Raw genomic sequence first — 21,557 nt, 5'->3', positions numbered from 1 at the left:
TAAATGTTTTTCACAATTCTGGTCTGGTAAAAATTAGGATTATATCTACCTATAATACAACAAAAGGGAAAGAAGGACAATCAAGAGATTGGTAACGAACCAGAAAACTAGAGTGATAGGGTCTATTGTATTGGTATGTGGACTTATGTTGGTTTTTTATACCCAACCACATTCTAAGTAGATTGTGACTATCAACCAATTTACTAACCATCCCGCTCTCAATGCAGCTTCCGAAGGAATCATCAAAGTTCTGCGCGAGTGCCACCCAAACCTCGAAATCCAGCGACATGAAGCCCAAGGGAGCCCCACCACAACCTTCCACATCGCGAAACATCAAGCGAGCCTTAAGCCGATTGCGATGATTGGGATTGCAACACCGTCCGCTCAATCCACCCTCAGAGCAAGGCAAAAACAAACAACCCTCATCGCTTTTGCAGCAGTGACCAATCCTTCTGCAGCTCATCTAGCCGATGTAGCCAATGTAATAGGAGTGGCGGATCATCCCCCTGTGGAGAAATTGGTTCAAACCATCAAGAAAGTTTTCCCCACAAAGAAGAAAATCGGGATCATTTTCAATTCAGGATAGTATATAGTATTAACACTTGCGAAAGACTCCAGAATATCGCTGAACAACACCAGATTACAGTCATCCCCTCTGCAGCCGATACCAGTAGCAACATTAAAACAGCCGTGCAAAAGATCGTATCCGAAGCTGAATTACTGTATATTCCTCAGGATAATCTCATTGTGTTCTCCATCGAAGCTGTGCTCCAAGTCGCTGCAGCAAGTCATCTCCCCGTCTTCAGCAACGATCCTACCTACCTCGATAAAGGGATATTGCTTGCGCTGGGAAGCAACTATTTCAAAAGCAGAGAAATGCTAGGTAGAATGTTGGCGGATCAACTCGAGGGGCAAGAAGTCTCCCTTCCTATTCAAGGTGCTCCTGCAGATGACCTCAGGATCAACGAAGCGCTTCTACCTCAATTCGTCTCGACTTCAACCAACTGCACGCAACCCTTCCATGAATGGAGCCCAGCTACTCGGAGCGACCGAGACAGGACTATTCTACGCTCTTGTTTCCTTGGCAGCTTGGATCACACTGCGAGTCATTCAGTTCCCTGATTTAACAGTCGACGGCACTTTTACGTTGGGAGCAGCTGTCACTGCAGTCACCTTAGCCGCTGGGATCCACCCTGTCCTTGCCTTATTTCTTTCGACACTAGCTAGTTGCTGCGCGGGGCTGATGACTGCTTTGCTGCATGTGAAGGCAAAAATTCCAGGCCTGATGGCCAGTATCCTCGTCACGACTGGACTGTACTCCATCAATATGCGCATTATGGGGAAGCCCAATGTGAGCATCGACATGGATCTGCTGACCGGCTCCCAAGAGCTCGCCTTGAGCGCAAGTGCTGTTCTCTTTTTGATTCTTTTCTTGTACTGGCTTTTTTTGTCTAATTTCGGACTCGCGATTAGAGCGATCGGCATCAACCCTAAAGTATGCCCTGCCTATGGGATCAAATTAGAGACCATGCAAGAGACTGCTTTAAGCCTCAGCAATGCGATTGTAAACTTTACGGGAGGTTGTTTTGCCATCGCTCAAGGGTTTAGTCACATCTCGATGGGAACAGATATCATTGTCGTAGGCTCAGCCGCTGTGATGATCGGAGAAGCGATCTGTGGAAAAGATAACTTGCTTCTGACGCTGATCGGCTGTGTTCTCAGTTCCATCTTATATCGCATTGGCGTCGGTTTCGCTCTCAACGCCCATGCTATCAGCCTTCAACCCTCAGATACTAACCTCATAACCGCCATTCTGATCGTCATGATGATCAACAGACCACGCACTTCATAAAGTGCTCAAACTAGAGAACATTCATGTCAAAATAAAAGGAGAGTCCCAAGACATCCACATCCTCAAGAGGATCGCTCTGTCTGTCGATCAAGGGCAGTTCATCAAAGTGATCGGTGGAAATGGAGCCGGCAAATCGACTCAGATGAATGTCATCGCAGGTCACATCATCCCCACAGAATGGGAAGTGTGGATCGATAACGAGAAAGTGACATCCGTTCCCGAACATATCCGAGCGAAGTTGGTTGCACGGTTTTTTCGAGATCCAGGGGTCTTTCCAGACCTCACCATTGAAGAAAATCTCAGCATTGCTTCCCACAGAGGGAAAAGGCGCAGGCTCTCCCTAGCAACCTCCAAACAGACAAGAGAGCAATTTAAAGCAATCTTAGCCCCCCTTTAACTCAACCTTGAAAATAGAATGCACGTCAAAGCGAATCTGCTATCCGGTGGAGAGAGGCAGGCTTTAAGTCTGATCATGGCCACTTCACAAAAGTCAAAGATCCTGCTACTTACTGAGCATACTTCTGCACTGGATCCCAAGACAGTCATTATGATTGTACGGCTCACTCAGGAGATCGTAACGGAACGTGCTTTAACTGTGCTGATGGTAACGCATAGCGTTCACAATAAGCTAGAGTTAGGAGATAGAATCCTCGTGATGCATCACGGCCAAATTTTATATGATTTTTCTGCCAAAGGGACAGAATGGTCTTTGTCTGAAGATTTGTTAAAATTATTTTGATTAAAATTACCTATAAGAGAGCAAAAAGTTCATGCAAAGTTCATGGATAAATAAGACTTGTACTCCATGCCATGGGAATGTTCCCCCCCCTCTCCCCCAGCATGGCCCATCAACTGCTGCTCAAGCTAGGAAATGAATAGCAGATCAACTCTGCCGGCCATCTCTATAAAGAACTTGTCTTTCATGATTTTAAAGGACCGATGAATTTTGCAACCAAAATTGCAGAGTTGGCCGAAAGGGAACACCATCACCCTGTTCTTGCTATCGACTGGGGGAAATATGTTTTAGAGCTATGGACGCACAAAATCAACGGGCTCACAGAAAATAACTTCATTCTCGCAGCGAAAATTTCCGGGCTTCCGCATAGTCCTCCTTCCTCGTGATGAACTATCGATCATCTACTTATTAACTTCTTTTTTTAACTTTCTTCCTTCTTTTAAGGACAGAATCATTCCATGCGAAATCAATAGTACTTACTCTTAGCTTTCCTCGCAGCATGCTCTGGTCAGACGTCTTCCGACTTTTTAAGCTCTGAGTCTGAAGACCTAAAGGTGGGTAACCACAAAAATGCTCATCTCAATCTGACCACTGCTCAACAACAAGAGGGGGAAGCCTACTACTATGCAGCTGAAGAAGCGAACCAACCTGCTTTTCAGTTCAGGTGAGTTAAAGACGAATGTCGCCCTAAATTATTAGATAGCCCCTTTCCTCTTGGACTTCTTCAAGGCAACACATCGACGGTCTCTCATGCTTCCCTGCCTAACCCGCTGAACGGTTCTTTGTTGATCGATTGGTATCATGCTGTTTCGATAGGAGGGACCCAATCACTCAAAACAGGGGTTTTCATTCAAGATGCTCATGTGGAGGCCTCAGGTACGCTCGAGGCTCCTTCCCTCTATAACAATCTCGATCGATTCCGACATTCATTTATCCAAACAATTATAAGCCTCAGGCTGCTATCTCACTTGCTCATTCCACAGCTCTTGTCATCGCAGAAGGGACAATTCATTCGGAATACTACTTAGGACTTCCACAAAGTTTCCTGCGAGTAGCAGGCATCTTCCAACTAGGAGACAACGTACCATCGAAAGCGAACTCCCCAAGGAGCGTGGGGACCTCGGATCACCGCGCTTTGATAGATCTTTCAGAGTGCACAGTGACAGTACCTCTTCTCTACCTCAAGAGAAGCAACCAGCTCGCAGTAAGAAAATCCTATCTCGTCATCGATCGTGTAAACCTGGGATGGAATGCCCTCCTTCACTTTCTCATGATAATTATCTAGACGGTTATTTATCAAGTCTCTCCACTGCATTCATTCGGCTCACACAGAGTGGGCATTGCCAAACAGTCGCTGACGGAGACACAAAGCAGGTACAACTTGTAGGCATTGACATCCCTCCTTTCTATATCCAAGGAAGTCTCTATCGATAAGTCGTCCATTTCCTTGTCAGCAAGATAGGCCCCCACGAATAGGCAGATGAAGAGAGCTCTTTGCAGACCCTATCAATAATTACTTACTCGCTCGATAGCCAATCTGAGTTTATTCTGCTCCAGGTCAACCCCTTCCAAGGCAAAGCTACCCTGCTCTCCGATCTGGCCATGCAGAAAAAAATAGGCAAAGAGCGACTTGAGACGAGTTATTTCGAGAAGCTTATTAATCGCCTTGGAAAAAACCAGCCCTTTAATATAACCATCGAGACAACAAGCTTATTTTATAAGATAGTTGACCAGACAGAAGCAGTAGAAGAAAACAATTGCTTTCCCGATATCAGTCCTTAAATATATCTTTACATGTGGATAGAATTTCCCCTTTCACACCCAATCAAAGCAGTTTGATGAACCTTCTGTTTAATTTAATGCCATTTCAATCTGACTGGACCAAGTCCCCATTTTTCTGCTTGCACCTCTCCACACACTTCTTCATTCTGTATCCATGACCAGACAACGAGCTTCATGGGATCAATACTTTATGAATATTGCGCGTGAAGTTGCAATGCGTTCCACTTGCAATCGAAAGTTTGTAGGGGTTGTCATCGTCCGAGACCACTGTATTTTAGCAACAGGATATAACGGCTCTATCCGGGGACTGCCTCATTGTGATGAGGAAGGGCATCTTCTGGTCAATAACCATTGCACACGAACGTTACACGCAGAAACCAATGCTGTGGCTCAAGCGGCGCGACATGGTGTCATGATTCAAGGAGGGACGATGTATGTAACAGCCTCCCCCTGTTGGAACTGCTTTAAGTTGCTGACAAGTGCAGGCCTGGTACGCATCGTTTACGGTGAATTCTATCAAGACGACCGCATTTTTCCAGTTGCTCAACAATTGGATATTGAGCTCGTGCATCTACTCACTCACTAATTGAATCGTGTCTTGTTCAAATACAGAAATCGTTATGTATGGATTGTTACCGTCTCAACATTGAATGCTCTCTTAAGCAAGAAAATCCACGTAGTTGTATAATCTACTGGTTTTTCGTTCCTTTCTGCCATCGACCCTAATTTTTGATTCTTCATCCGATGGTCATTCGTTCTCTCAACCAATATACCTTCCGACTAGAGCGCAATCACAGCCTTAAAAAACGCAAAGTAGTTATCCTTTGCTGTTCACCAGCCCATCCATGAAAAAGGGAAGGATACCCTATCACTGGATTCTTTTTATGCTACCGCGTTACTCCATTGTTCAAGCGGTGTTTGAGAGCCACTCTACCCCACCCAAAGAAAAATCATCAAATATTACTTCAATAGCTAAAGCACCTACTCAAAGCCTTGAATAATTATTAGGCACCCACACAGCATTTCAACCGAAAGAGAACCAACGTTTTCCCATATCCTTTTCCTCTCTCTTCTCCCCCTCCTCCGAAGCAAGATGGGTCACACTGGTAGCCTCTGCTTTCATTCAAACACAACTGCTACGCGAAGCGGCACCGATGCCCCCTTTTCTTCCATTGCGTTCACCGCGATCGAAGTTAGGTAATGTCTCTTCGAGCTCACCATAAGCGATCGATTTTGCTGATGTGATGGAGCAACAGAGCGCTTGTATACGGCGCTTAATCCAACGCCTATTTCCTCAACGATCAGGCAGGATCGACGCAGATGAGTTGTTCTCTTCTTTAGGGGAATACACCGCTCTCAATCCATCCCGAGATGAGCGAGGAATCATTCTCAAAATTGCGCCCGCACTTTTTTATCCTACTGTGAAAATAGAGGTTCAAGCACTGTTGAGAAAAATCGCTCAGTTTAGTACCTTCTTATCCGATCAAAGGTACTCAGATTGTGCTTTATGAACCGGGCACAGAGGTGCCGACGTTGCATCCACCTCCCGTTTCTTTTTGCAAACAGATCCAAGCGCTCTCCCTCTCGCAGACTGCTGTATCTATCCTTCTCTATCTCCATCGAGTGACAAGCCACTGGCTTCAACAAAAGCCTCACAAGCAATCTGGCAATATTCCATTCCCCTTTCTTGAGATCGCCTTGATTGTACCGCGGGTGTAACTATTCTCAGTCATTGATCAGTTTATATCCATATCCGTATACAGTCAGGATATATTTCGGTCTTTCTGGAGAAATCTCCATTTTCTTGCGCAATTTGACGATGAAATTATCGACTGTCCGATTGGTCGGAGAGGCCTCGAGACCCCAGATGCGAGATAGAATTTCGTCTCGATGAACAGGGGTGCCCATTCGTTCAACCAACATGCGCAACAGTTCAACTTCATAAAATGACAATGGATGGATCCGACCTCGCGCGGTCATTTCATGTTTCACAAAATTAATCGAGATATTTCCCAATTGAATTTCCTTGACTGCATTGATCTTGGGAGAGGCGCGACGAAAAATAGCCCGTATGCGCGCAATGAGTTCATTGACACTAAAAGGCTTGGTCACATAATCATCTGCACCCGCATCCAAACCCCGAATCTTATCGATTTCCTGCGAGCGAGCTGTGAGCATAATGATAGGTAAATGGGGATTCTGTCGACGCAACGCTTCACATACTGCGTATCCATTCATATCGGGCAACATCAGATCGAGGATCGTCGCATCGGGCGAAGCCGATTTGGCCAGCGCGATACCATCTCGCCCATTAGCAGCAAACACCACATGAAATCCTTCAAATTCCAACGCATCACGAAGCCCCATCACGAGGTGAGGCTCATCTTCAATGATTAAAATGGTCCTCTTCATCTCAGGAGGACTCCTCGTCAGAGAAAGCAGCGCGAAGCGCTTTGACATGCCTCGCGCGAATACCTGGGATGGCAAGTAATGTTGCATCATCCGCTTTGCGGATTGCCTCTATGCTCCCCAGAGAAGAAAGCAAGGCGGTACGCGCTGCAGAGCCAAGCCCACGGATATCCTCGAGCGACGAATGACTCCACCTTTTCCATCCCAGCCGCTCGCGAGCGCGGTTAGAAAATCGATGCGCCTCATCACGTAACCTCGTAAGCAAAAAGAGAGCTGCTGAATGTTTCCCCAAAGGAATCGGATTTTTTTGCCCCGGAAGATAGACGCGATCCGACAGGATTTCTCCCACAGTTGTTTCTCGTTCCTTGGCAATCGCTACCACAGGGAGATCGTGTAGTCCAAGATCGCGAGCTGCAGCAAGAGCAACTGCAAGCTGACCACGTCCACCATCGACCACAAATAGATCAGGAAGTTCCCATTTGGAGTCAGATTTGCTCATCCCTCCTTTTTTTTCTTTCTGGTGGACAGCCCTCTTTTCTGGATCGGCGTGGCTAGAGAGGTCTACCTTTTTGCCTCTGCAAAATCTGCGTGCTAACACCTCATACATCGCGTGATAATCATCCCCCCCAACACTCTCCTCTCCTATCCCGCGCACATGAAAAATGCGATAGCGTTTCTTATCGAGCTGTCCATCCGTCATCGCGACAATTGCTCCAACGGTATTCGTTCCTCCTAGATGAGAAATATCACAGCACTCGATCCGACGAGGGAATCTGGGAAGGCGAAGCCCTTGCTGAAACTGCGCGAGTTTACGTTCACTATCTTCGCTTTCACGTTGCTTCTCTGCAAATGCATGACGCGCGTTTTGATGGGCAAGCGCAAGCAGAGCAACTCGTTCTCCCCGTTTTGGACAGAAGACAGAGACATACTGCCCTGCTTTTTTTGAGAGCCATGTTGCTATAGCGGACATTCCTTCCGGTTTAACAGGAAGAATGACTTCCGGAGGGATCAGACCCACCCAAGGATGAACTTGACGGCCCATTTCACGATTCTCCTCAAAGCAAGAATCTTTCTGCTCCCCTCCATAATATTGTATTAAAAAGGCAGCGATCACCTCCTCATCAGGGATTTCGACCCCTTTGATTGAGAAAGTCACTACTCCCGTAAGTCTCCCCTTCCTGATGATCAGAAGAGCCACTTCTGCCAGATCCCCCTCTCGATGAAGGCCGATCACATGACGATCGCGCCGGTCCAGCGAGACCACTCGCTGCTGCTCCTGGAGTTGTGCGATCATACGCAATTGATCGCGATACACAGCAGCCAGCTCAAAATGCATCGCCTGGGCATACTCTTTCATCTGCACTTCCAATTCACGAGAGAGCTCATCATAACGGCCTTCTAAAAATAGACTCGCCGATCGAATCTGCCTCGCGTACCATGCAGCCTCTACCTCATAGACGCAGGGTGCAGGACAACGCTTGATATGATATTGCAAGCAAGGGTATCGACGCGCAAGAAATTCTGTATCCGTACACGTTCTTAACTGGAAGTGCTTATTGACCAGATAAAGTGCGCGCCTGACAGCCATTGAAGAGGAATACGGGCCAAAGACTCGTTCTTTTTCTGCATGAGCAGGAAACCGCCGGGCTAGATAGAAACGAGGCCAGGAATGCGAGATATCCAACTTGAGAGAAAGATATTCTTTGTCATCTCTCAAGCGGACATTGTAGGTTGGCTGGTATTCTTTGATCAGGTTATTCTCTAAAATCAGCGCTTCATTCTCATTCCCCGCCACAACAGTGTCAAAATCGCGAACCACCCGAAGCAAGAAAGGGATAGAAGCGCGAGAATCGGTAAGGCTACTTTGAAAATAGCTCCGTACCCGCGAACGCAAATTCTTCGCTTTGCCAACATAAATAATCTTCCCCGCGGCATCCTTGAAAAGATACACCCCAGGTTTCTTAGGGAGTGTCTTCAGTTTGCTGGTAAGAGAGGCGGGATAGGGGAGGTACTGCATGCAACTATCCTAATGCGGAAGGGGAGGAGTTCGGAACAGAATATGACGCTCGCTCCCTCCTATTTTGCGAACAAAAAGCTTCGCAAAAGAAGCAAAAAGAGCTCCCCCTGGATCTAGCCAATGGGTACCCAATGGTGGTCCTATCCAACGTCTCACTTCTGCTAAAAGTTCAGGATCCGTGGGATCGATTTCAGACAAAACACGAAGAAAATAAGTTTTATTTTCTTTTAAGAGTGTTCGCGAGACAATGGGCCAATCTCGCCCTTCTGCACATTGGTGAAGAATCCCTTCCACACCTAATGCAGCGGATTTATTCTCCCTTCCTGACTGAGAAATTGTAATGCGGTAGACCTCATCCCAAAGGTCATAGACAACATGACAAGAATAAACGAAAAAAGCGACGGGGAACTGGTCTTTTTTCCGAATCACATCCACACGCGTACGGATAAGAACAGGGATGCCACTGACTAGCTTATGAACAGTCGGTCCATCCACTAGATCGCGGTAAGAGAAGCTGACTCGCAGAAGAGTTCCATCCCAACGAAACGACGCACTTCGCAAAGGAAGGTCCTGTGGAGAAGTGTCAGCCGCCTTAAGAGCTGACGGTTGTAGCCCAAAGAAAAGAAGAACAAACCATCGACAATGCCTTTTTTCTCTCATAAACTTCCGCTAGGGAAAGGGACCAACCCTACAAAATTAGAAAGTCCAAAGGTAAAGCCACCCGCTACTGTATCCATCTGTAGCCCGAAATTAAATGTAAAATCGATGGGCACGCGATTGATCCCCCGATAATGTTCCATGGATTTTTTCACAATCTCTGGATCGATCACCGTATACACACCTGTAGAACCAAACAGATCAACACCATAGATAGAGCGATGCCCTCGATAGATAGGCCACCGATACTGAATATTCAACTTACCTGCATACTCTCCATACCGCATTGTCTCGATAGAAGTACCGAGGAGGTTCGGTGAGGAACGGCGATCAAAATTCAGATCAAGAACGCGGTGAGGGAGAAGATCTGTAAAATCAGCTACATAAAAATTTTCGAAAATAGGGGCTTCCCCCTCTATTAGCCCCATAATGCCATCTACCCGAAAAATATGCTTCCAAGGGAGTACAAACCAGCGAGAAGCACGCACATCCACTTTGATAAACTGATAGGAGCTTCCTATCCACGAAGTAGAAAGCAAAGCATGAGCCGAAATCCATTCCCCTTTTGTAGGAAGAAACGGATCGTCCCGCGTATCCAATACCCAACTAACCCCACACGCGCTTAAGATAGACTTCCCAGCGATCAGTTTATTATTGATTAAATTACCTCGATTTTCCTCAGGTAGATTGGCATCGATCCCCTCAAGGCGATATTGCAAAAGAAGGCGAGAAAAGGAACTGATCGCCTGTCCAATAACCCCTTCGCCACCAGATCGCTTGTACGAGAGGGGGGTATCGAGCAGTTGGCTCGAAGTGCTCCGATCCCCTAAAGGAGAAGTAGCCGTCACATATTCCTGAGCCCCGTTGTACCCCACTTGCGCTTCAAACATCCACGGGGTTCCAAATGCGCGTGGATAAGAAAATCGAGTGCGAAAGGCAATCTGGTCTTGGGCGCCTGCCAAAGCCCCCCCCAAACCCATCCCGGTTCCCATCAGATTGGTCTCTCCCCCTTCGATCCCTCCGTAAAGAGTGAAAGGTTGTGCGGTCCCATCCGAAGCAGCGTAACGAGAAAAACCTAACCAAACATCTTGGATAATCAGGGTATTTCGCTCGCTCACATAGACCGTGAGGATCACATACCCCCTTTGCGAGCCACGCTGGAGAACAAACTGCACATCCCGAAAAAAACCGGTCGTCAGAAGCTGATAACGAGCTTTTTGCAAACTTTTATGATCCATATTGAGCTTCTTCCCGATCCTAGGGAAGTAACTTCGAATCACCTGGCCCAGCGTTTTGGTATCCCCCTTAATTTCAATGCGCTCGAGAATGTAGTCGAGCTCCCCCTCTTGTTGAGTTGAAACGGAAGAAGAAGGCCTTTCTCGCTCTATAAGCGGCTGTGCATGGGCAGAATGCATCAAGGAAAGGAACCCCCATTGAATCACAAACAGGCAAGTTATCTTGTTTTGATGTAGATGAATCAGGGATATCACTCTCTCACTGTCACATTGTCATGATGCCAAACTGCATTTGCTCTGCTTTCCCAAATGGCCTTACTCAGAAAAGGGACTTTTTGGATGAAGATCAATCTTTTTTCCAAAAATCCAAATCTTGGGTGCTCCTGCTGCACACAGGATCACGCAAAGAGACTTTTCCTTTGCTATCTTTTTTTTCTTTCCCAGCTTTCTTTTCATTTCGACAGTAAGATATGCCTATGTGTCTAAGTCAGATCGAGATCCATCCCAATCGTTTTACCCTCTTTTTTTTATTGCTTCTGGAGTCGATGTTATGTATCAGCTGCGGGACCTCCAAGCCCCCTCTTTCTGAGTCTCTCCCTTCTCATCTAACTCTTCTTTCTCCTTTTTACCTGAAGGGTTTGTCTACCTGCGCGATGTTGACAGCACTATTTTGCAAGAAATCCGCTATGCCACCTCCCATAACCTCCCCGGAAGACCAGTAATAAGGATATCATGCCCCCAAGTGTATCCTGACCCGACAAGCAGCTGAAGCATTGAGAGAAGTCCAGAAAGCTCTGAAAGCTTCCAACCTCACCCTCAAAGTTTACGATTGCTATCGCCCTCAACGGGCTGTTGATGATTTCGTGGCGTGGTCGAATCAGCTTCAAAATCAGAAAATGAAAAAAGAGTTTTACCCACGCGTTGATAAATCGATTCTTTTCAATGAGAGATATATCTCTAAACAATCAATGCATTGTCTGGGGAGCATAGTGGATATCACGTTAGTCCCTTTGCCCGTTCCTCCTCCAAGCTGAATACTGCGAGGGGGACCCGCTCAAAGAAGGGTTCCTACCCAAAGGGGAACGGTTTGATGACAACAGCATCGACATGGGGGGAGGCTTTGAACTGTTTGATCCCTGTTTCTCATACAGACTCATCGCTAGTTCCTGAAGAAATCCATCAAAAACGCGGCCCTTTTCAGGGTATCACGGAACGCCATGGCTTCAAAAACTATCCTAAAGAATGGCGGCGTTTTACACTCAGTCCACAGCCTTTTGCTAAGCCTTTTGATTTCTCTGTAGAGTAGAGTGCTGGACTTACATTCACTAAGAACAGATTTTCTTTAGAAAGAAAAAACCATCCTTTTTGTGCTCTTTTTTATCTGTGAACAGTTATTTTAAAAAGAGATCATTCGCTTTTTTTTATTGTCGATCTTTGAAGGAGGGAACATGTACATCAATCCAATTTTTTCAAAATACGTGCGGTTAACAAAGTAGAGCACTATCCACTTATTCTTCCCAGTAATCCTTACGCACGGGCTGCACTTCTCATCGAGGAGCTGCCCTATCCCCCTCTCGCCCCCTTCCCCTTTTGTTTCCTCAAATCTCCCCAAAGGATTTGTGTACTTGTGGGATATCGATCCAACCATTTTAGAAGAGGTTCGCTACAGCACATCGATAATTTATGGACATGCCGCTCAAAGGATTTGAGTCCAATCGATGTGTGCTTACCCAAAAAGTCGCTCAAAAGTCAAGTGAAGTACAAAAGTCGATTCGGTCTCTCGATTTACGACGCAGTCGAATGGGCTCAGGATCTCCAAGACCAGAAAATGAAAAAAGAATTTTACCCATGCGTTGATAAGTCTGAATTTTGGCGAAGGGATACATCAGGCTCTATTCCACGCATGCACTAGGCAGTACATTAGATATTACCCTCGTCCCCTTGCCTGCACCTCCTCAAGCCGAACACCGTGAAGGGAACCCACTCAAAGAGGTGGTTCTTACCCCAAGGAGAACGATTTGACAACAATAGTAATGAATATGGGTTGTGGATACGGTCTGTTTGACCCAATTGCCAATACCGATTCGCCTACAATCTCTAGATCAGGCACACAAAAGTCACATACTATTCAAGTAAGTGATGAAAGCCCAAGGCTTTAAAAGCTATCCCAACGCCTGGTGGCATTTTACCTTGGATAATCACCCCTTCGGGAACGAATTCAATTTTGCGATTCGAGATCCGAAGCCTAGAGCCGACACTCATAAGGATTCAAAATAGCTAAAAAGAAAGATGATTGCTCTTTTTTAAGAGGGAATTTTAGAATTCTAAAACTGCCGAGAAATCAAGTATTTTCCTTGACTTACACAACCATGAAACTACATTCAAGCTTATGAAAACACGCACTGAATCCGACAGCATGGGCACCATTGAAGTACCGGAAGGCCGTTATTGGGGAGCTCAAACCCAACGCTCTCTACAGAATTTCCGGATTGGAGATCATCGTTTCCCTCCCATAGTCATTCGGGCCTTTGGAATTGTGAAAAAGGCGGCTGCGCTAGCGAATGCCTCTCTCGGCAAACTCGATTCCAAAAAGTGCGATCTGATTGTGCGAGCCTGCCAAGAAGTAATCGAAGGGAAATTAAACGATCACTTTCCCCTTGTTGTTTGGCAGACAGGAAGCGGCACGCAGTCTAATATGAATGCGAATGAAGTGATCGCAAATCGCGCGATCGAATTGGCAGGTGGACAGTTAGGGTCAAGAAAGCCTATCCACCCGAATGATGATGTCAATCGCTCTCAGTCTTCCAATGATTGTTTTCCGACGGTGATGCATGTGGCAGCCGCACTGGAAATCAGCGAGCGGCTCCTGCCTGCTGTGCGTGAGTTGCGTCAAGCTTTCGAAGAGAAATCAAAGGTTTCCCTTTCTCTCATCAAAGTGGGGCGCACCCACATGATGGATGCGACGCCTCTGACTCTAGGACAAGAGTTTTCTGGCTACGCAGCGCAACTGAAATTCGCAGAGGATCGGTTGAACGAATCCTTAAATCCTCTCTACCATCTTGCGCTAGGAGGCAGCGCAGTAGGAACAGGTCTAAACGTCCCGATTGGATATGCTGAAGAAGTAGCAAGGCAGATCAGCGCTCTGACCAAAGCTCCTTTCTGCACAGCAGAAAACAAATTTGCTTCTCTAGCTGGCCACGATGCAATTGTGAGTGCAAGCGCCGCTACACGCAGTTTGGCTACGGTTTGTTTCAAAATAGCCAACGATATTCGCCTTCTTGCAAGCGGCCCTCGCTGCGGGCTCGGAGAGCTAATCCTCCCTTCGAACGAGCCTGGAAGCTCAATTATGCCTGGCAAAGTCAATCCCACTCAGGCTGAAGCGCTTACGATGGTTGCTGTACACGTCATAGGGAATGACACAGCAATCGCTTTTGCTGGAGCAAGCGGTCACCTCGAGTTGAATGTCTATAAGCCTGTTCTTATTCACAATCTTTTGGAGTCGATCAGCCTGCTAGCAGATGCTTGTCAAAGCTTCACAACCAAATGCGTTCAGGGGATCAAAGTCAATCAAGAGATTTTATCCCGCAATCTCGCCAACTCCTTGATGTTGGTCACAGTCTTCAACCCCATCATTGGGTATGACAATGCTGCAAAAATAGCTAAAATGGCTTATGAAAAGAATATCACCTTAAAACAAGCAGCCCTGCAGTTGAAGCTTCTGACAGAAGAGCAATTCGATGCTCATTTTAAGCCAGAAGAGATGATTGGTCCATCCACATAAAGAGATGGGTCATTCTTTTGTTCGAGAAGCAAAATGTTCTTCTCTTTTTTAAAGAAATCGCTCACAATCTCCACATACATGGAATTCAATTCATTCGAAAGTACACTTAGCCAACAAGAAAAAGAGTGGACTGGCCCCAAGCTGGTGGGTCTTCTTTTGATTACGTTGTTGATCGCTCTTTCTTTGATTTATGTAGCTTCCTCTTTAAACAACAGATGATAAGGTAGAGGCATTGTTTTATTGTGCCTTCTTCTTCTACTTTCGTACAAGCTGAAAAAACAGGGAGACTCCTTGAGCGCTCGATTCAATCTCCCAGAGAGCCGCTCACGGTAGCCGATGCAGCAACGCAAGCGGGTATACCGCTACGCGATGCCGAACGAGGGTTGCAATGGCTTACGAACGAATATCGGGGCCATTTGCGAGTCACCGAAGAGGGGGTTCTTCTTTATCTTTTCCCGTACGGATTCACTAAACCGTGGGAAAAGATCGATTTTTTGAAGTCCGTCTTCAAAGGGATCGCAAAGTTTGCAATGGGAGCGCTCCGCTTTTTTGTGCGCGCTTGGTTAACGATGGTGCTGGTGGCCTACGCACTGATTTTCGTATCCATTTTACTTGGCTTGAGCATGGCCCGCTCCAGTCAACAATCGAATTCTTCCGATCGAGATGAGTTTCCAGCGTCCCGCTTTGCACTCATTCTGCTTCGCATTATGAACGAAGCACTTTTCTGGACATTCCATCCTTTCTCACCCTTTCGGGTAGAGCCCAGGTGGGGATGGGACACCACCAGAATGAATACCAAGCGAGCAAATGTCCCTTTCTACGAAAAGGTCAATCGACTTTTCTTCGGTCCTTCCTCTCCCCCAGAGGATCCCCAGGCTACCGAGCGCTCCATCTTAGCTCAGGTGCGCGCTCAAAAAGGGAGAATTGGGATCTCAGATATAATGCGAGTTACCGGGCTTTCGCGCGCTGAGGCCGATCCGATCCTTGCTCGCCTGATGCTTGACTACGAAGGGGAAGTCGATGTTTCCTCCGAAGGAGGAATTGTCTATCGCTTTGCAAACCTCCGTAAAACAACAGACAATATCTCTCAACAAGCTCCGCCTCCCATCTGGGCAAAACCCAAAAAGCTCCCTCCTCTCACCGGTAATTCATGGGAATTCAATCTATTGGTTGGAGGGTTAAACGCATTTAACCTGTGGATGAGTTGGTTTGCAATCCAAGCCGATTTGACATTGGACCGGCTCAACGCGGTATTCACCGCCCATCCCTCTTTTGAGCCAGAAGCAATGGGTGCACCACTTGTATTAGGTTGGATCCCCTTTCTCTTCTCGCTTGGTCTATTTTTTCTCCCTCTTGCCCGACTGTGCATGCGCCCCTTCAAAGCGCGGTCCATCGCCCACGAGAATGGAAGGCGTGGCATTCTACGGGCGGTGCTTGGACATACCAAAAGCAAAATCCCTCTCTCAGAAAGAGAGCTGCTCTCTGCGTGGGAACAGTCTGCTGGTATCCCTGCGGATTCGTCGCAACTCACCCGCATCGTGCAAGATTTAGGGGGGGATATTGAAATAAAGGATAACGGTCAAATTTACTATCGCTTCGAAGATCTAGAGACCGAAACAGCTACTCTAGAGCAAGAACACCAAGCGGCTTCTGACCAAGAGAAGCAAGTGGGCAAAGTCATTTTCGCTTCTGACCAATAGAGGATTGAAAGAATTTGAACCATTCATCCGAAGAGACTCCCTTTTGATTGCAAATCTCGTCTAATAGCGCCATGATAATCTGCCATGGATTATCTTACCTTGCTTCATCCTCTCACTTGCTCCCAGTTCAAAACGTTTTAACGACTTATACTATGAATAAACAAAAAAAAGGTCAGTTCCTCTCTCTCCTAGGTATTGTATGTACAGTCACCGTATCAGGATGCCTGCAGCGACCTACCGTCCCGCAAGAACCTGTTGTTAAAACGAATTTCACGAAAAGCATACGAGCAACCCCGATTGAAAGGGTCGATCTACTGCTTGCAATCGACAACTCCGCTTCTATGGGAGATAAACAGAGCATTCTCCAAGAAGCGATTCCCGATTTAATCAATCGGCTCGTCGCCCCTCATTGTCTTGACAAATCCACAGACGAGTTTGTAAGCAACTCTCAAAATGGGAACTGTCCCCTGGGTAGTAAGATAGAATTCCCCCCTGTGCACGACTTGCACATCGGAGTCGTTACCTCCTCGCTAGGGCCCAGAATGACCCCCAAAAAAGGGATTAGCATTTGCGATGGTTTGCTCATAAGCCCCAATCAGCCAACGGCTACCCAATATTTCGACGATCAGGGGCATTTGGTCTATCGGACTACCGATCCCAATCAACCGCTGCCTCCAGACATCGATCCAAGTCGCTTTTTAGCTTGGTATCCAACCCCTGCGAATCCAAGTACAGGCGGCAATGCACCTCCACCCCCTTCTAGACCTACCATTAAAGACCCAACTCAATTGATTCAGCGTTCTCAAGAGATTGTTGCGGTAGGGGAGACCGGATGCGGCATTGAATCCCAAATGGAAGACTGGTACCGTTTCCTCATTCAACCCGATCCCTACAGTTCGATCGACACGTCTACGGAGACCGCTCAGTGGAAGGGGATCGATGAAACCATTCTCAAGCAGCGCCACGATTTTCTCCGCCCTGACTCGGCCGTGGTCATCATCGAAATCTCAGACGAAAACTATTCAGAGATCGATGTGCGTGCTCTAGGTGGACAAGGATATAAATTTCTCACCAACAACCTGATGCCGCGCCCCACTTCCATCTGTGCAACGAACCCTATGTCCCCTGATTGCACATCGTGCAGGATGACAACAACCTCCAAGAACGATCCCAATTGCCTTCTCACCAAAGGAATGTTTACCGACAGTGCAAAAGAAGACATCAACAACTTGCGCCACGTGCACATGAAGCAGCGCTATGGGGTCGATGTACAATTTCCCCTCAGCCGTTATTTCAATGGTCTAACGTCATCCAAAATACCCAATCGAGATGGAGAATATCCGCCTGGTGAAAACAACTACGTTGGCAATCCTACGTGCACCAATCCTCTTTTTGCGCAGTCTCTCCCTGCTTCCAACAACGAAGAACTCTGTAATTTGCCACTCGGGAATCGACCTCCAGAAAATATCTTTTATGTTCATATCGGAGGGATTCCTCATCAACTCCTTCATTTTGACGCAAAAGATCCAGAAAAAAGCCGTTTAACGAATGCCGACTGGATTAAGATTTTAGGAAAAGATCCAGAAAAATATGATTTCACAGGGATCGATCCACATATGATTGAATCGATTGAGCCACGTGATGCGATCACAAAAGCGGGTGCTGGGATTCAAGCAAAGGATGATGCTGATCCAATTCACGGACGAGAATGGGATACTTCCTCTATTAAAATCATTGGTTCTCGAGATCTCCAATACGCTTGTACATTTCCCCTCACCACTCCGCGCGACTGCAGCAAACCTGAAAATGCTCTAAGCTGCGACTGTCCAGCCGAAGATTCCTTTACAGATCCGATCCCACCTCTCTGCGATCCTGTTCAGAAACACCTACAGATTCGGGCAAAAGTCTATCCTACCCCCAAGATGCTGCAACTCGCTAAGTTGCTTGGAGATCAAGCCGCCATCTCCTCTCTCTGTCCAATCGATATGGACAAAAGCAAAGATACCTATGGATATCGCCCTGCCATCGCAAGCTTGATGGAACGCCTTAAAAACGCACTTGGAAGCCAATGCTTGCCACAACGCCTCCGGCCTGATCCAGATGGAAGGGTTTCATGTTTGGTCCTCGAAACGATCAATGGATCCACGGATCCGAACCTTTGCCATAAGCCAGGAAGGCGACCCCCTGATCCTTCCATCATGCAGCAACTTCAAGATTCCTCTAAGGATGCAAGAAACACCAACGTTCAAGTTTGTGAGATTCAACAGCAAGCGGTTGTTCCAGGAGAAACTTGTGCAGAGGACCCAGACAAACTCGGATTCTGCTATGTCGAAAAAGCGAACGGGAAACGACCCGCTAGCAAGTGCGATCAAGCTATCATTATCAATCTTGAACTTGTGCCGAATTCTCAATTTAGCTTACAGTGCATCCAGCAAGTACTCCCTTCCTCTCAGCCAGATGGATCACGACCCGATGGTGGCCCCTGAGGGATTTGAACCCTCACGCTTTTTCAAGCCACGGATTTTAAGTCCGCTGCGTATGCCAATTCCGCCAAGGAGCCAAAGCTTTCAATTCTTATACAAGGCAAAGCTCGTACATGTCTATGCCTGAGAGAGCTGTACGCCTTTTTTTAATCGATCCGCACCCTCTTTCCCTCAATTTCAGCTCAATAGAGGATAAAGATGGACACCATTTCGGCTTCAGCGTAACTATAGACCGAAAGAAAGAATACAAGACTGGTCAGACAAGCATCAAATACCCAACCTACCGTTCTGGCCCTCTTCTTCTCCATGCGGTCACATGACATGAATGAACAAGTGGCCTTTCAGCCTCCAAAGCATAGACGCTCAATCGTTCAAGATGCCTTTAATTTACCCAACCTTCTCACGATGGGAAGGGTCCTTGCGATCCCCCCTTTTCTTTATTTTCTTGATAAAGATACTCCCGCAGATGGAGTCTACGCAGCACTCATTTTCACTGCTGCTGCTCTCACTGATCTGTTGGACGGTTATCTGGCGCGCAAATTAAATCTCGTCAGCATTTTTGGAAAACTGATGGATCCTCTAACAGACAAGTTAATCGTAATGGCATCCCTCGTATGGTGTGCAGCGATGGGTCGGATTACACCTTGGATCGTAGTCGTTCTGTTAGGGCGAGAATTAACGGTCAACGCACTGCGGATGGTCGCTGTAAACGAAGGTGTTGTCATCGCTGCAGGACAAGAAGGAAAAACTAAAACAGCGCTTCAAATGATAGGAATTATCGCTCTTGTCCTAGGTTATCCTTATGAGCTCTCTTATTATCCAGGGATTCACTTAGGGGCAGTCGATCTAATCTATGTGGGCACGGTGCTTCTCTATATTTCTCTTTTTTTTTCTCTTGCGAGCGCAGGTCAATACTTGCGATTACTGACAACTACGATAGAAGCAAAAGTACAAAAAAAACAGGATGACACCCTATCCCCCCAGAGGAACCCATCATGAACTGTTGGATACCCCAATCTGCTCTATTTTCCCTGTGGACATCGACAAACAACTGGCTAATGAAAAGCTGCATTTCTTTTTTAATCGGGCTTCTCACCTCTTGTGCAGCTCAGGGAGAAGGGGAGCGATGCAGCACATTAACCCAACCCAGTGACCCAGACTGCGCCAAGGGGCTCATTTGCATTTCTTTCGCGTCACTGGGGCATAATACTTCAAACCCAACGAATGGAGTTTGTTGTCCCCCTCTTGCAGAGCAAACCAGCTCAACTCCAAACATCTGTACAATGTCCCGCGTGTTGATCTTGGACGCATCAAGGCCCCCTCCCGATGTTGATGTCTCTTTCTAATTTTCCTTTCTCTCTCCCTTCTCCTCCTATACTGGATCGATTGTGCACAAGCATCTTGTTGAGCGCGCTCACATCATCTCAGCGATTCGCCATTTCTTTGAAGAACGAGCATTTCTGGAAGTAGAGACCCCTCTTCTCGTCCCTTCGCCTGGACTCGATCTTCACCTCAATGCGTTTGAAGTGTTAGAAGGACGTACAGGAAAAACCTATTATCTCAGCACCTCTCCTGAATATCAGATGAAACGACTCCTCGCCGAGGGGTATTCCAAAATCATGCAGATCACCAAATGCTTTCGGCAAGGTGAGATCGGAGAGCGGCACAACCCAGAGTTCACCATGGTGGAGTGGTACAGAGCTTCTGCAGGCATGGAAGACATGATCAAGGATACAGAAGAGCTGATCGGTTATGTCACTGGAGGGGTCGTTCGGCTGGACAATCGGGTTCTCAACACATCTCCCCCTTTTGCTCGAATAACCGTATGTGAAGCCTTTGAACGATATGCATCTTTCTCCCCTCATGAAACCCTTGCGCTAGCCGCTGATGCAGAAGACGATTTCTTTCGACTCCTGGTTGAAACTATCGAACCTGCTCTCGCTCAACTTGATCACGCTCTTTTTCTAACCGATTACCCTGCGACGCAAGCTTCCCTCGCACGCACAAAACCCGAAAATCGACTTTTGGCAGAACGATTCGAGCTGTATATAGCAGGAGTAGAGCTGTGCAACGGTTTTGGTGAGCTTGTCGATCCTCAAGAGCAGCGATTCAGACTGGAGCAAGAGCAAGCCAAAAGGCGCGCCTCTCAGCGACCGGTCTATCCTATTGACGAGCGATTTTTGACCTCCCTCGCTCAAGGAATTCCCCCGAGCGGTGGCAATGCCCTAGGCGTCGATCGCCTGGTTGCCCTCACCTGCGGAACCAATCAAATCCAGCAAGTGATCAGCTTTACCATCGACGAGTTATAATTTAAATCAACGCTTTTTCCTCTTGTTCTTGAACAAACAATAGAATCAGTACAGTGCAATTGTGAAGCAGCTCGCGATAAAATCGATTACACTTATCTGTTAGGATTCAATCAAAAATAGCACCGACGTGAGTTACTGTTGCAGCACGAGCAATCCATTGAACGAGTTGTTCCAAATTGCGAAATGCCAGCACTCGTCGTATTACCTCCTGCGGCACCTTTAACCCTCGTGCTTGCAGTACGATAGCATCTCTTCTAATTACTCCTTCCAGTGGCTCCCTAAGCCCAAGTATAGAGTTTTCATATACAAAGACAATCGCATAAGGAGTACTTTGCTCTAGTGCTCAGTATGCCTCCATTCCATAGCTCAGTGCTTGATCAAAATCATCGTGGTCAACACGCACAGAATCAAATATACCGCACAAACTATTTCCTCTTCCCGGAGAGAATCCAAGGGTATTTACTCCACAGATAGTACCCGAGAAGTCTCCCTCCAATCCGGTGCACTCCGCTGAATCAGCACTTTACACCACTTCGCTAGTGAGGCTTTGGGAGTCATCACCAGGTCAGCCTACAGTTGTATAGCTGCTGAATTCC

General features: G+C 46.9%; 20 protein-coding genes, 1 tRNA gene and 3 pseudogenes. 19 read left to right on the top strand and 5 right to left on the bottom strand.

The window, feature by feature from the left end:
* Positions 1-184: 184 nt before the first annotated feature.
* The 11 genes and pseudogenes from BCY86_RS10500 to BCY86_RS03145 all read left to right on the top strand — a co-directional run bounded on the left by BCY86_RS10500 (position 185) and on the right by BCY86_RS03145 (position 6,089).
* On the top strand, positions 185-586 hold the full coding sequence (locus tag BCY86_RS10500) for an ABC transporter substrate-binding protein (protein WP_075276424.1): 402 nt from the start codon (positions 185-187) through the stop codon (positions 584-586).
* Positions 517-915, top strand: a pseudogene (locus BCY86_RS10715) (ABC transporter substrate binding protein); the annotation flags it as partial. The gene BCY86_RS10500 and the pseudogene BCY86_RS10715, both read left to right, overlap by 70 nt.
* Positions 916-949: 34 nt before the next feature.
* Positions 950-1,852 (top strand): ABC transporter permease, encoded by a 903-nt coding sequence (locus tag BCY86_RS03180; RefSeq protein ID WP_083604153.1) that lies wholly within the window; start codon positions 950-952, stop codon positions 1,850-1,852.
* 1 nt (position 1,853) lies between these two features.
* Positions 1,854-2,249, top strand: a complete 396-nt coding sequence (locus BCY86_RS09335) for an ATP-binding cassette domain-containing protein (RefSeq protein ID WP_083604152.1) — start codon at positions 1,854-1,856, stop codon at positions 2,247-2,249.
* A gap of 18 nt (positions 2,250-2,267) precedes the next feature.
* On the top strand, positions 2,268-2,591 hold the full coding sequence (locus BCY86_RS09330) for an ATP-binding cassette domain-containing protein (protein WP_083604151.1): 324 nt from the start codon (positions 2,268-2,270) through the stop codon (positions 2,589-2,591).
* Positions 2,592-2,622: 31 nt separating this feature from the next.
* Positions 2,623-2,974 (top strand): annotated as a pseudogene (locus BCY86_RS10710) (4a-hydroxytetrahydrobiopterin dehydratase).
* 766 nt (positions 2,975-3,740) lie between these two features.
* Positions 3,741-4,022 carry a hypothetical protein gene (locus BCY86_RS09640; RefSeq protein WP_156865026.1) on the top strand — a complete coding sequence of 94 codons (282 nt, stop codon included), beginning with the start codon at positions 3,741-3,743 and terminating at the stop codon, positions 4,020-4,022.
* A 60-nt stretch (positions 4,023-4,082) separates the two neighbouring features.
* The gene (locus tag BCY86_RS03160) at positions 4,083-4,370 is read left to right on the top strand and encodes a hypothetical protein (RefSeq protein WP_075276419.1); all 288 of its coding nucleotides are present in this window, start codon (positions 4,083-4,085) and stop codon (positions 4,368-4,370) included.
* Between the two features lie 154 nt (positions 4,371-4,524).
* A complete protein-coding gene (locus BCY86_RS03155) occupies positions 4,525-4,956 on the top strand; it encodes a deoxycytidylate deaminase (protein ID WP_075276418.1) in 432 nt (143 codons plus the stop codon).
* A 658-nt stretch (positions 4,957-5,614) separates the two neighbouring features.
* Complete coding sequence (locus tag BCY86_RS03150; RefSeq protein WP_075276417.1) at positions 5,615-5,881, top strand: hypothetical protein; 267 nt, start codon at positions 5,615-5,617, stop codon at positions 5,879-5,881.
* 13 nt (positions 5,882-5,894) lie between these two features.
* Positions 5,895-6,089 carry a hypothetical protein gene (locus tag BCY86_RS03145; RefSeq protein WP_216636029.1) on the top strand — a complete coding sequence of 65 codons (195 nt, stop codon included), beginning with the start codon at positions 5,895-5,897 and terminating at the stop codon, positions 6,087-6,089.
* A 6-nt stretch (positions 6,090-6,095) separates the two neighbouring features.
* On the opposite strand, the gene BCY86_RS03140 is transcribed toward BCY86_RS03145, so the two are convergent.
* Genes BCY86_RS03140 through BCY86_RS03125 form a run of 4 tightly spaced genes read right to left on the bottom strand, consistent with a single transcriptional unit; the run spans position 6,096 to position 10,868 of the window.
* Positions 6,096-6,782: a response regulator transcription factor gene (locus tag BCY86_RS03140; protein WP_075276415.1), complete on the bottom strand. Its 687-nt coding sequence runs from the start codon at positions 6,780-6,782 to the stop codon at positions 6,096-6,098.
* A 1-nt stretch (position 6,783) separates the two neighbouring features.
* Entirely contained in the window at positions 6,784-8,796 is a 2,013-nt protein-coding gene (gene uvrC, locus BCY86_RS03135; protein ID WP_075276414.1) for an excinuclease ABC subunit UvrC, read from the bottom strand.
* Positions 8,797-8,805: 9 nt separating this feature from the next.
* Positions 8,806-9,456: a hypothetical protein gene (locus BCY86_RS03130; RefSeq protein ID WP_075276413.1), complete on the bottom strand. Its 651-nt coding sequence runs from the start codon at positions 9,454-9,456 to the stop codon at positions 8,806-8,808.
* Positions 9,453-10,868: a BamA/TamA family outer membrane protein gene (locus tag BCY86_RS03125; RefSeq protein ID WP_156865025.1), complete on the bottom strand. Its 1,416-nt coding sequence runs from the start codon at positions 10,866-10,868 to the stop codon at positions 9,453-9,455. The genes BCY86_RS03130 and BCY86_RS03125 overlap by 4 nt, the downstream gene beginning before the upstream one ends.
* Positions 10,869-11,428: 560 nt before the next feature.
* Between BCY86_RS03125 and BCY86_RS10705 the strand changes: the two are divergent.
* The 5 genes and pseudogenes from BCY86_RS10705 to BCY86_RS03085 all read left to right on the top strand — a co-directional run.
* Positions 11,429-11,722, top strand: a pseudogene (locus tag BCY86_RS10705) (M15 family metallopeptidase); the annotation flags it as partial.
* 56 nt (positions 11,723-11,778) lie between these two features.
* Complete coding sequence (locus BCY86_RS03110; RefSeq protein WP_075276410.1) at positions 11,779-11,994, top strand: M15 family metallopeptidase domain-containing protein; 216 nt, start codon at positions 11,779-11,781, stop codon at positions 11,992-11,994.
* Between the two features lie 1,083 nt (positions 11,995-13,077).
* Entirely contained in the window at positions 13,078-14,469 is a 1,392-nt protein-coding gene (gene fumC, locus BCY86_RS03100; protein WP_075276408.1) for a class II fumarate hydratase, read from the top strand.
* Between the two features lie 242 nt (positions 14,470-14,711).
* Positions 14,712-16,169 carry a hypothetical protein gene (locus BCY86_RS03090; RefSeq protein WP_075276406.1) on the top strand — a complete coding sequence of 486 codons (1,458 nt, stop codon included), beginning with the start codon at positions 14,712-14,714 and terminating at the stop codon, positions 16,167-16,169.
* 152 nt (positions 16,170-16,321) lie between these two features.
* A complete protein-coding gene (locus BCY86_RS03085) occupies positions 16,322-18,655 on the top strand; it encodes a hypothetical protein (protein WP_075276405.1) in 2,334 nt (777 codons plus the stop codon).
* Here the strand turns inward: BCY86_RS03085 and BCY86_RS03080 are convergent.
* Positions 18,643-18,729: transfer RNA gene (locus BCY86_RS03080), tRNA-Leu, on the bottom strand. The two genes, BCY86_RS03085 and BCY86_RS03080, sit on opposite strands and share 13 nt — an antisense overlap.
* A 42-nt stretch (positions 18,730-18,771) precedes the next feature.
* On the opposite strand from BCY86_RS03080, the gene BCY86_RS09635 reads away from it, so the two are divergent.
* The 3 genes from BCY86_RS09635 to epmA all read left to right on the top strand — a co-directional run bounded on the left by BCY86_RS09635 (position 18,772) and on the right by epmA (position 20,961).
* Positions 18,772-18,972, top strand: coding sequence for a hypothetical protein (locus BCY86_RS09635; RefSeq protein WP_075276404.1), 201 nt, complete (start codon positions 18,772-18,774; stop codon positions 18,970-18,972).
* Between the two features lies 1 nt (position 18,973).
* A complete protein-coding gene (pgsA, locus tag BCY86_RS03070) occupies positions 18,974-19,651 on the top strand; it encodes a CDP-diacylglycerol--glycerol-3-phosphate 3-phosphatidyltransferase (protein WP_075276403.1) in 678 nt (225 codons plus the stop codon).
* Positions 19,652-20,037: 386 nt separating this feature from the next.
* Positions 20,038-20,961, top strand: a complete 924-nt coding sequence (gene epmA / locus BCY86_RS03060; RefSeq protein WP_156865024.1) for an EF-P lysine aminoacylase EpmA — start codon at positions 20,038-20,040, stop codon at positions 20,959-20,961.
* The last annotated feature ends 596 nt before the right edge of the window (positions 20,962-21,557 follow it).

Origin of the sequence: Pajaroellobacter abortibovis, assembly GCF_001931505.1 — a bacterium.
GTDB classification, from domain to species: Bacteria; Myxococcota_A; Polyangia; order Polyangiales; family Polyangiaceae; genus Pajaroellobacter; species Pajaroellobacter abortibovis.
Note: the sequence above shows the minus strand (reverse complement) of the source record. Positions and strands in the feature narration are given on the sequence as shown.